Source organism: Mycobacterium sp. (assembly GCF_049683935.1).
Lineage (GTDB): Bacteria > Actinomycetota > Actinomycetes > Mycobacteriales > Mycobacteriaceae > Mycobacterium.
In genome coordinates, this window is the sequence record NZ_JBAUJR010000406.1 from 1 (window position 1) to 9,966 (window position 9,966).

Here is a 9,966-nt window from a genome sequence, read left to right on the forward strand (position 1 = left end):
AGCACAGGGCGGCCACCGACCTGCCCGAGCCCGGCGGCCCGGTGATCAGCCACGCATGGGTCATCGACCGGGCTGCGACATCGATCTCGCCGGCGGCCCCCGTGTGAGCCGAATCACCACGTGCGGCCCGGGCCGCGTGGACCCGTTCCGACTCCACGGCGTCCTGGCCCACCAGACGCGCAAAAACACCTGCCATCGCCGATAACAGTAATGCTGCGAACCGACACGTCCGTCCCAGAGGCCCCGTTCCCGTCAGCTGCGCCCGATACGGTATCCGGATGGCCGCCGAACCGATCGAGGTCGGGCGAATCAGCGCATTCGTCCGCTGGGTCGCGCGCACCCCGTGGCCGGTCTTCACCCTCGGCATGCTGCAGGCCGACATCATCGGCGCGCTGCTGGTCCTGGGCTTCCTGCGGTTCGGCCTGCCTCCCGAGGACCGCATCCAGCTGCAGGATCTGCCCACCTTCAACCTGGTGGTGTTCCTGGGCTTCCTGTTCGTGTCGTTCACCGTCGCGTCGTACCTGAGCCTGCGGTTGCTGATCCCGGTGATGCGCTGGCAGCGCCGCGACATGCTGCTCGGCGAGCGGGACCCGGCCGAGACCGAAGTGGCCCGCATCCGGGCGCTGAAGATGCCGTTCTACCGCTCGCTGATCAACGTCTCGAACTGGCTGCTGGGGTCGGTGGTGTTCATCGTCGCCAGCTGGCCGGTGGCCAGCAAGTCCGCACCGGTGGTGGCCGTCGCCACCGGCCTGGGAGCCACCGCCACCGCCATCATCGGCTACCTGCAGTCCGAGCGGGTGTTGCGACCGGTGGCCGTGGCCGCGCTGCGCGGCGGAGTCCCGGAGAACTTCCGCGCCCCGGGCGTCATCCTGCGCCAGGTGATGACCTGGGTGCTCTCGACCGGTGTGCCTGTCCTGACCATCGTGCTCGCGCTGGTGGCCAGCAAGTTCTCCATCCTCACCGCACCCGCCGAACGACTCACCACGACGATCCTGCTGCTGGCGATCGCTGCTCTGGTGATCGGGCTGGCGAGCACCGTGCTGGTGGCCATGTCCATCGCCGACCCACTGCGGCAGCTGCGCTGGGCCCTCGGTGAGGTGCAGCGCGGTAACTACAACGCCCACATGCAGATCTACGACGCCAGCGAGCTGGGGCTGCTCCAGGCCGGATTCAACGACATGGTGCGCGACCTGGCCGAACGGCAGCGGCTACGCGACCTGTTCGGCCGCTATGTGGGTGAGGACGTCGCACGCCGCGCTCTGGAACGGGGTACCGAGCTCGGCGGCCAGGAGCGCGACGTGGCCGTGCTGTTCGTCGACCTGGTCGGCTCGACCCAGCTGGCGGCGACCCGCCCGGCCGCAGACGTCGTCAGCCTGCTCAACGAGTTCTTCCGCGTCGTCGTCGACACCGTCAACCGCCACGGCGGGTTCGTCAACAAGTTCCAGGGTGACGCCGCGCTGGCCATCTTCGGGGCTCCGATCGAGCATCCCGACGCGTCCGGTGCGGCGCTGGCCGCATCCCGCGAGCTGCACGACGATCTCATCGAGGTCCTCGGCGAAACCGACTTCGGCATCGGGGTGTCCGCCGGCCGGGCGATCGCCGGCCACATCGGGGCGTTGGCGCGATTCGAGTACACGGTGATCGGTGACCCCGTGAACGAGGCCGCCCGGCTCACCGAGCTGGCGAAGCTGGAACCCGGCCACGTGCTGGCCTCGGCGATCGCGGTCAGCGGCGCGCTCGACGCGGAAGCCCTCTGCTGGGACGTCGGGGAGACCGTCGAGTTGCGGGGCCGCACGGCACCGACGCAGCTGGCCCGCCCGGTCAACCTGGTGACCGCCGACGAGGTCAGACTGTCGCGCTAGGCCTTCTTCGCGGCTTTCTTCGCAGCGGCCTTCTTCGCCGGCGCTTTCTTGGCCGCCTTCTTGGCCGGAGTCTTCTTCGCGGCCTTCTTCACCGGACCACGGGCCCGACGGTCCGCGAGCAGCTCGGACGCCCGCTCGTCGGTGATCGACATGACGTCGTCGCCCTTGCGCAGGCTGGCGTTTGTTTCACCGTCGGTCACGTACGGACCGAAGCGCCCGTCCTTGATGACCATCGGCTTGCCGCTGGCCTGGTCGTTGCCCAGCTCGCGCAGCGGCGGGGTGGCCGCCCCCTGCCTGCCGCGCCGCTTGGGCTCGGCGTAGATCTTCAGCGCCTCGTCGAGAGTGATGGTGAACATCTGCTCTTCGGTGGCCAGCGAACGAGAATCGGTGCCGCGCTTCAGATACGGGCCGTAGCGGCCGTTCTGCGCGGTGATCTCCTCATTGTTGGCCGGGTCCACACCGACCACCCGCGGCAACGACAGCAGCTTCAGCGCATCCTCGAGGGTGACCGTCTCGAGGTCCATCGTGCGCAGCAGCGAACCGGTGCGCGGCTTGGGACCGGTCGGCTTCTTGCCCTTCTTCGCGGGGGTTCCCGCCGTACCGTCGTCGTCCTCCGGTGGCGCGGGCAGCACCTCGGTGACGTACGGACCGTAGCGTCCGTCCTTGGCGACGATCTCGTGCCCGGTTTCGGGATCCACACCCAGCGAGCGGCCCTCTTGCGGTGTGGCGAAAGCCTTTTCGGCCAGCTCCAGGGTCAGCTCGTCAGGTGTCAGGTCGTCGCTGAGGTTGGCTCGCTGCGGGGTGAGCTCCCCGTCGTCACCGACGATCATCCGCTCGAGGTACGGGCCGTTGCGCCCGACGCGGACGTTGACCGCACGTCCTTCGGAGTCGTCGAAGAGCTTGATGGAGTTGACCAGTCGGGCGTCGATCTCCTCGAGGTTGCCGCCGACGAGCTTCTTGAGCCCGCCCGCACGCGCGATCGAGCCCTCGACGCCGTGATCGCCACCGAAGTAGAAGTTGTTGAGCCAGTTGGACCTTCGCTCGTTGCCGGAGGCGATCTCGTCGAGCTCGTCTTCCATCGCGGCGGTGAAGTCGTAGTCGACCAACCGGGCGAAATGCTGCTCGAGCAGGCCGATGACGGCGAACGCCACCCACGACGGGACCAGCGCACTGCCCTTCTTGTGCACGTAGCCGCGGTCCTGGATGGTCTTGATGATCGACGAGTACGTCGAGGGCCTGCCGATCCCGAAGTCTTCGAGCGTCTTGATCAGCGACGCCTCGGTGTACCGCGCGGGTGGGCTGGTGGTGTGCCCGTCGGCGGTCAGGTCCGTGGCGTCGACACGCTGGCCCTGGGTCAGATTGGGCAGTCGGCTCTCGGCGTCGTCGGCTTCTCCGCCGGCCTGATCGTCGAGGCTCTCCACGTATGCCTTGAGGAATCCGGCGAACGTGATGGTGCGACCGCTGGCATTGAAGACCACCTGTTCGCCTGAGCTGGCGGCTCCGGCGATCCGCAGCGACAGCGTCGTGCCGCGGGCATCGGCCATCTGCGAGGCGACAGTGCGCTGCCAGATCAGCTCGTAGAGCCGGAATTCGTCGGTGTCGAGCGCCGAGTGCAGCTGGCCCGGGGTCTGGAACACATCACCCGACGGTCGGATGGCCTCGTGTGCCTCCTGGGCGTTCTTGACCTTGCGGGTGTACTGCCGCGGCGTCGGATGCACATACTCCTCGCCGTACAGCTGACGAGCCTGGTTGCGCGCGGCATCGATGGCCGACTGCGACAGCGTCGTCGAGTCGGTGCGCATGTAGGTGATGTAGCCGTTCTCGTAGAGTCGCTGGGCGATGCTCATCGTCCGTTCCGACGAGAACCGAAGCTTCCGGCCGGCCTCCTGCTGCAGCGTCGATGTCATGAACGGCGCATAGGGCCTGCGGGTGTAGGGCTTCTGCTCGACCGACGAGACCTGCATCTGCGCGCCGCGCAGACCGGTGGCCAGGGCACCCGCGGCGGCCTCGTCGAGGACGAGCACCTCGTCGGGCTTCTTGACCACACCGAGCGAGTCGAAGTCGCGACCGGAGGCCACGCGACGCCCGTCGACGGTGTTGAGCTTGGCGGTGAACCGGGGAGGAGATGCCTGCGCATCCGAGACGCTGGCGTCCAGTTCGGCGGTGACGTCCCAGTAGCCCGCGCTGCGGAACGCCATCCGCTCGCGTTCGCGTTGCACGATGATGCGGGTCGCGACGGACTGCACCCGCCCGGCCGAGAGCTTCGGTGCGACCTTCTTCCACAGCACCGGGCTGACCTCGTAGCCGTAGAGACGGTCGAGGATGCGGCGGGTCTCCTGGGCATCGACCAGGTCGTTGTCCAGATCCCGCGGATCCTCGGCGGCAGCGCGGATCGCCGGTTCGGTGATCTCGTGGAACACCATTCTCTTGACCGGAATGCGCGGTTTCAGCGTCTCCAGCAGATGCCAGGCGATCGCTTCGCCCTCACGGTCGCCGTCTGTGGCCAGATAGAGCTCGTCGACGTTCTTGAGCAGGTCTTTCAGCTCGGCGACGGTGCTCTTCTTCTCGGGACTGATGATGTAGAGCGGTTCGAAGTCGGCATCGACGTTGACCCCGAGGCGCGCCCACGGCTCCGACTTGAACTTGGCAGGGACGTCCGCGGCGGCCCTGGGCAGGTCACGGATGTGCCCGCGGGACGACTCGACGATGTAGTTGGAGCCCAGGTAGCCCGCGATTTTGCGTGCTTTGGTGGGCGACTCGACAATGACGAGTCGCCGCACAGCACCGTTGCTCCCGCTCCCGCTTCCGCGGTCCCCGTCAGCCACCTATGTATAGCTCCACTTCTTTATTGCCCGCGAACGTCGCATCCTGCGATGAGCCGCCCCGGCAACTCACAATTTCGCACCCCCGGCCTGCCGACGCAAACTGGCCCCCGCGCCTCCGACCGCCCCGCGGCCGCTAGGTCCGCGGCCATTGCGACAACGCGTCGGCGCCTTCCGGAGGTTCCCCCACGTTCTCTACCAGGCGCGACAGCCGCCGCCGACCGCTGATCCGCAGTGCCGGACGGGTCCCGCGGGTCCCGATCAGCGTAGGCGCAATCCCGACCCTCATCATGGCCGACGCGAGCGGCGAATGTGTATCGGGTGCGTGCGGGTCCAATCCGAGCAGATAGCGGTCGGACTCCGGCGTCCCGGACGCCAACGTCCACGCCCGCAGCTCCCGCGGGCCCGGCAGCCACTGAGAGGGCACCGTCTTGACGGCGCCCCTGGTCCACTGGCCGGCGATCGTGACCAGACGGGCATCCAGCGCCGTGCGGACCAGCGGCGTGTCCTCGTCGGTCCGGGCGATCTCGGGTTCCAGCCCCGACTCGGCGATCATGTCGGCCAGCGCCTCGGCCCGCCACACCGCGTCCACCACCACCGACAACCGTGCGGTCTGCTCCTGTGAACTCCCGGCGAGCACCACCTGCCCCTGCGCAGCCAGGATGCCCGTCAGGTCGGCGATTGCCGGCGGCACCGACTCAGCCGAGAAGAAGGACAGCTGGCTCACACCAGTGACATTAAGGCAGCAGGAGTGAGAACACCCCCGCGCCTTCCGGGTGGATGACGCGGGGGTGATTAAAGAGGTGTTGGTTGGCGCGCTTCGGTCAGACGGCCCGAACGCCGGTGGCCTGGGGGCCCTTGGGGCTCTGGCCGACCTCGAACTCGACCTTCTGGTTCTCTTCCAGGGTGCGGAAGCCGCTGCCCTGAATCTCCGTGTAATGGACGAACACGTCAGCAGAGCCGTCTTCGGGAGCAATGAACCCGAAGCCCTTTTCCGCGTTGAACCACTTCACAGTTCCCTGTGGCATCTCTCGTAATTTCCTTCTCTTCAACCGGGAGCGGTCCACCGACTTCCGGTGTACCGGGCCCGTTCCGACCGCCATACCTTCGTGGAGTGTTCGGAACTCGACCCGACGTACAACCTCGCAGGAACCGCGACCGCAACGTCGATCCTGCGAGTGCTTGTACACGAACACAGAAGCTGCGACCGCAACAAGTCAATCACGTTCGGGGCTGCTGCGACAGTCTGGGAGAGATCACGTAGTGAACAATTCACATAGGACGAGTGCGCTACGCCCCATCCAGACGTCCCGAGAGGTCCCAGGTGGCAGATCCGGTGTCGGAATTCGGCCGCGAGCTGCTCGCCTGCGCGGTCGAGGGCACCGGCGCCGACGAACATCCCGTGCGCCATGTCGCGGACCTGCCACCGCGGCGGGCCAGAACCCAGGCCTGGCCGCCGTGGGCTGACCCGGATGTGGTGCGCGCCTTCCGTGATCGAGGGGTTGCGGCTCCCTGGTCGCACCAGCTCGCAGCCGCCGAGCTGGCGCGGGCCGGACGTCATGTCGTCCTGAGCACAGGCACCGCCTCGGGCAAATCGCTGGCGTACCAACTCCCGATATTGACGGCGCTGAAAGAAGACCCGCGTGCCCGCGTCCTCTATCTGTCGCCGACCAAGGCGCTCGGGCACGACCAGTTGCGCTCGGCCGCGTCGCTGACCTCGGCGGTGCCCGGACTCGCCGACGTCGCGCCGACCCCCTACGACGGAGACAGCCCGACCGAGGTGCGGCGCTTCGCACGGGAACGGTCGCGATGGATCTTCTCCAATCCCGACATGATCCACCTCTCGATGCTGCGCAACCACGCGCGCTGGGCCGTCTTCCTGCGCAATCTCCACTATGTCGTGGTCGACGAATGCCATTACTACCGAGGCATTTTCGGGTCCAACGTGGCGATGGTGCTGCGCCGGTTGTTACGCCTGTGCGCCCGCTACTCAGCGACCGGTACGGACAGTTCCGGGCCCACCGTGATCTTCGCCAGTGCAACCACCGCGCAACCCGCCGTCACCGCCTCGGAGTTGATCGGCCAGACGGTCGCCGAAGTCACCGAGGACGGGTCACCACAGGGGGCACGAACGGTCGCACTGTGGGAACCGGCGTTGATGGCGGACCTCGTCGGGGAGAACGGCGCACCGGTGCGGCGATCGGCCGGTGCCGAGGCAGCGCGGGTGATGGCGGATCTGATCGCCGAGGGGGCACGAATGCTCACGTTCGTGCGCTCCCGCCGGGGCGCTGAACTGACCGCGTTGGGCGCTCGGACACGGCTGGCCGAGACCGCCCCGGACCTCGCGGACCGGGTGGCCTCCTACCGTGCCGGTTACCTCGCCGAGGACCGACGCCGGCTCGAACAGGCGCTGGCCGACGGCGAACTGCGCGGGGTGGCGACGACCAACGCACTGGAACTGGGTGTGGACATCGCAGGTCTGGACGCCGTGGTGCTGGCCGGCTTCCCCGGGACCGTCGCGTCGTTCTGGCAGCAGGCCGGGCGCGCCGGCCGCCGCGGCCAGGGAGCCCTGGTCGTGCTGATCGCCCGCGACGACCCTCTCGACACCTACCTGGTGCACCACCCGGCAGCGCTGCTCGACAAGCCGATCGAACGCATCGTCATCGATCCGGGCAATCCGTATGTGCTTGGACCGCAGCTTCTCTGCGCCGCCACCGAGCTCCCGCTGACCGACGCGGAGGTGCGCATGTGGGATGCGGAAGCGGTCGCGGGGGCGTTGATCGACGACGGGCTGCTGCGGCGCCGACCGAGCGGGTGCTTCCCCACCCCCGGTGTCGATCCGCACGCGGGGGTGGACATCCGGGGCTCCACCGGTGGTCAGATCGCGATCCTGGAGGTCGGCACGGGCCGCATCTTGGGCAGTACCGGCGCCGGTCAGGCGCCCGCGCAGGTTCACCCCGGCGCGGTGTACCTGCACCAGGGTGAGAGCTACGTGGTCGATTCGCTCGACTTCGAGGACGGCGTCGCCTTCGTCCACAGCGAAGATCCCGGCTACACGACCTTTGCCAGGGAGCTGACCGGCATCAGTGTCACCGGCGAGGGCGAACGCGGTGACCACGGGCCGGTCACCGTGGGTCTGGTTCCGGTATCGGTCACCAACACCGTCACCGGATATCTGCGCCGCCGACTCAGCGGTGAGGTGATGGACTTCGTCGAACTCGACATGCCGGAGCGCACCCTCGAGACGATGGCGGTGATGTGCACGATCACCCCGGAAGCCCTGCAGGACAGCGGGATCGACCCGCTACGGGTACCAGGATCGCTGCACGCCGCCGAACACGCCGCCATCGGCTTGCTGCCGTTGGTCGCCAGCTGCGACCGCGGCGACATCGGCGGGGTGTCCACCGCGATCGGCCCGGTCGGCGGTCTGCCGACGATATTCGTCTACGACGGTCATCCCGGAGGTGCGGGTTTTGCGGCCCGCGGATTCCGCACAATCACACAATGGTGGGGGGCAACGGCGTCGGCGATCGAGGCCTGCGAGTGTCCGATGGGCTGTCCGTCGTGCGTGCAGTCACCGAAATGCGGAAACGGCAACGATCCGCTGGACAAAGACGGCGCTGTCACGGTGTTACGGCTGGTGATGGCCGCACTCGCAGATCCGGGACCCTGAGTCCCCGCGACGATCGACCCCTCGACGATCGCCCACGAATGCGACGGTTCGGAGGCCCAGCTGAAAAACCGCAGCAGGGCACGAACACGGCGGCAATCAGGCTGGACTGCGAGATGCGTTTCCGACCTCGCATACCAGGCTTGAAGGGGAAATTACCTTGTGACAGCGCTGGCTGCAACAAGCTGATGAGCAGGGCCGACGGTACGCGCGCGTACTCAGCGGGGCGGGAATGCGGATTCCGTCGTGCCGCGTTTCACGGGCGGTTATCTACCCGCCGGTAAGATTTCTGTCATGACCCACGACTGGGTGCTCGTGGAGACACTGGGCAGTGAGCCCGCCGTCGTCGCCGACGGCGCACACACCAAGAATCTGATGCCGATCAGCACGTACCTTCGACGCGATCCGAACCTGATGGCCATCCAGACCGCGATCGGTGAAACCGTGCGGGCCGGTAAAGGACTGAGCAGCATCACGCCCAAGAACCGCCGGGTGATCCGCACCGAGGTCGTCCAGATGTCCGACGGCCGGATCCACGGGGTCCAGATCTGGGTCGGCGCGCCCGATGAGGAGCCGCCACCCCGGCCGGTTGTCGGTGCTCTGATCTGGGATCTCACCCGAGGTACCGCAACCGATACCCCGGAGTCGCTGTCGATCGGGGGATGGGATCCGGCCACGGAATCCACCCAGGGGCGGGCCTTTGCCGACGACCTTCCCCGGCGCAACCTGAACCCCAACGAGGCCGAGGTCATCGGCATGGTGATCAAACCCGAGGACGGGGTGACCATCTGCAATACCTGGGATGTCACCGACTACCGGGGTGAGCGGATCACGGTCGGTTTTGTCGCCCGGTCGCTACCGGAGGATCCCGACGACGACAAGGGGCGGCTGATCTGCCGGGCGATGAACTGGCGCAGCGTGCAGGAGGGTCCGGGCATCCAGGAGGATCTGCTGGGCCAGCGGATCCTCGACAGCATGGCCGAAGACGGTGTCCACCGTGCGTTGGTCGACCCGAGGCACTGGTCGTTGCTGAAGTGGCTCGACGATCCCGTGCCGTTCTTCGACTGGCGCGCAGGCATTGTCGGCGACCGGGCTCATCCCGACGATCAGGCCACGCTCGCCGCGATGGCCGCAGAGTTCGAGACCGGCGCCACCTCCGGGGTGCTGCGGATGGTGGCGCACCACGGCGGGTGGATCCCGGTCCACGTCGGGGTGCACCGTGTCGAACTCGACAAGGGCGTTTATGCCGGCCTGGCAGCGTTTCGGTTGCCCACCGGGGAAGAACTCGCCGTCGCCGGTTTCATGGAATCCGAAGAGCCGACCCGCGGCACTCGCAAGCCACGCCCACGCAGGGAGAGGGCGACGAAGACCTAGTTGTCCCGGGAGCCTGCCATTCCCGCGGGCCCCGCCCTGGCGATCGCCCGAGCCGGTTCCATACCGGCCGGCCCCAGCGATCGCGAGGCCTCCACCGTGACAACAACGTCGAGTCCGTCCACCGTGCATCTCACCGCGACCGTTCCCATCGCACGCGCCAGCGCCGTGGCCTGTCCGCAGGCGATGTGAGCGCCCGCCGGCAATCCCGCCGCACCCGCGAGGGCGGCGAGGTCTGCTG

At 67.7% G+C, this 9,966-nt stretch carries 7 protein-coding genes and 1 pseudogene; 3 read left to right on the top strand and 5 right to left on the bottom strand.

Annotation, left to right across the window (positions count from 1 at the left end; all coding sequences use genetic code 11):
• Positions 1-196, bottom strand: a pseudogene (locus WA965_RS23140) (DNA polymerase III subunit delta'); the annotation flags it as partial.
• Positions 197-278: 82 nt separating this feature from the next.
• Here WA965_RS23140 and WA965_RS23145 point away from each other — a divergent pair.
• Positions 279-1,862 carry an adenylate/guanylate cyclase domain-containing protein gene (locus WA965_RS23145; RefSeq protein WP_178359430.1) on the top strand — a complete coding sequence of 528 codons (1,584 nt, stop codon included), beginning with the start codon at positions 279-281 and terminating at the stop codon, positions 1,860-1,862.
• Here WA965_RS23145 and topA read toward each other — a convergent pair.
• The 3 genes from topA to WA965_RS23160 all read right to left on the bottom strand — a co-directional run bounded on the left by topA (position 1,859) and on the right by WA965_RS23160 (position 5,712).
• Positions 1,859-4,687 (bottom strand): type I DNA topoisomerase, encoded by a 2,829-nt coding sequence (gene topA / locus WA965_RS23150; RefSeq protein ID WP_526295422.1) that lies wholly within the window; start codon positions 4,685-4,687, stop codon positions 1,859-1,861. The two genes, WA965_RS23145 and topA, sit on opposite strands and share 4 nt — an antisense overlap.
• 133 nt (positions 4,688-4,820) lie before the next feature.
• A complete protein-coding gene (locus WA965_RS23155) occupies positions 4,821-5,411 on the bottom strand; it encodes a hypothetical protein (RefSeq protein WP_526295424.1) in 591 nt (196 codons plus the stop codon).
• A 97-nt stretch (positions 5,412-5,508) separates the two neighbouring features.
• Positions 5,509-5,712 carry a cold-shock protein gene (locus tag WA965_RS23160; protein WP_006243848.1) on the bottom strand — a complete coding sequence of 68 codons (204 nt, stop codon included), beginning with the start codon at positions 5,710-5,712 and terminating at the stop codon, positions 5,509-5,511.
• 308 nt (positions 5,713-6,020) lie between these two features.
• Here WA965_RS23160 and sftH point away from each other — a divergent pair, with 308 nt between their 5' ends.
• The gene (gene sftH / locus WA965_RS23165; protein ID WP_526448118.1) at positions 6,021-8,357 is read left to right on the top strand and encodes a DNA 3'-5' helicase SftH; all 2,337 of its coding nucleotides are present in this window, start codon (positions 6,021-6,023) and stop codon (positions 8,355-8,357) included.
• A gap of 291 nt (positions 8,358-8,648) precedes the next feature.
• The gene (locus WA965_RS23170; RefSeq protein WP_526295427.1) at positions 8,649-9,728 is read left to right on the top strand and encodes a PAS domain-containing protein; all 1,080 of its coding nucleotides are present in this window, start codon (positions 8,649-8,651) and stop codon (positions 9,726-9,728) included.
• Here the strand turns inward: WA965_RS23170 and WA965_RS23175 are convergent.
• A partial coding sequence (locus tag WA965_RS23175; RefSeq protein WP_526448117.1) for an Rv3654c family TadE-like protein occupies positions 9,725-9,966 on the bottom strand: 242 nt, incomplete at its 5' end. The two genes, WA965_RS23170 and WA965_RS23175, sit on opposite strands and share 4 nt — an antisense overlap.

Coding starts and splice junctions, on each gene's coding strand:
- WA965_RS23145 (WP_178359430.1), top strand. CDS start 279: ATGGCCGCCGAACCGATCGAGGTCGGGCGAATCAGCGCATTCGTCCGC.
- WA965_RS23160 (WP_006243848.1), bottom strand. CDS start 5,712: ATGCCACAGGGAACTGTGAAGTGGTTCAACGCGGAAAAGGGCTTCGGG.
- WA965_RS23170 (WP_526295427.1), top strand. CDS start 8,649: ATGACCCACGACTGGGTGCTCGTGGAGACACTGGGCAGTGAGCCCGCC.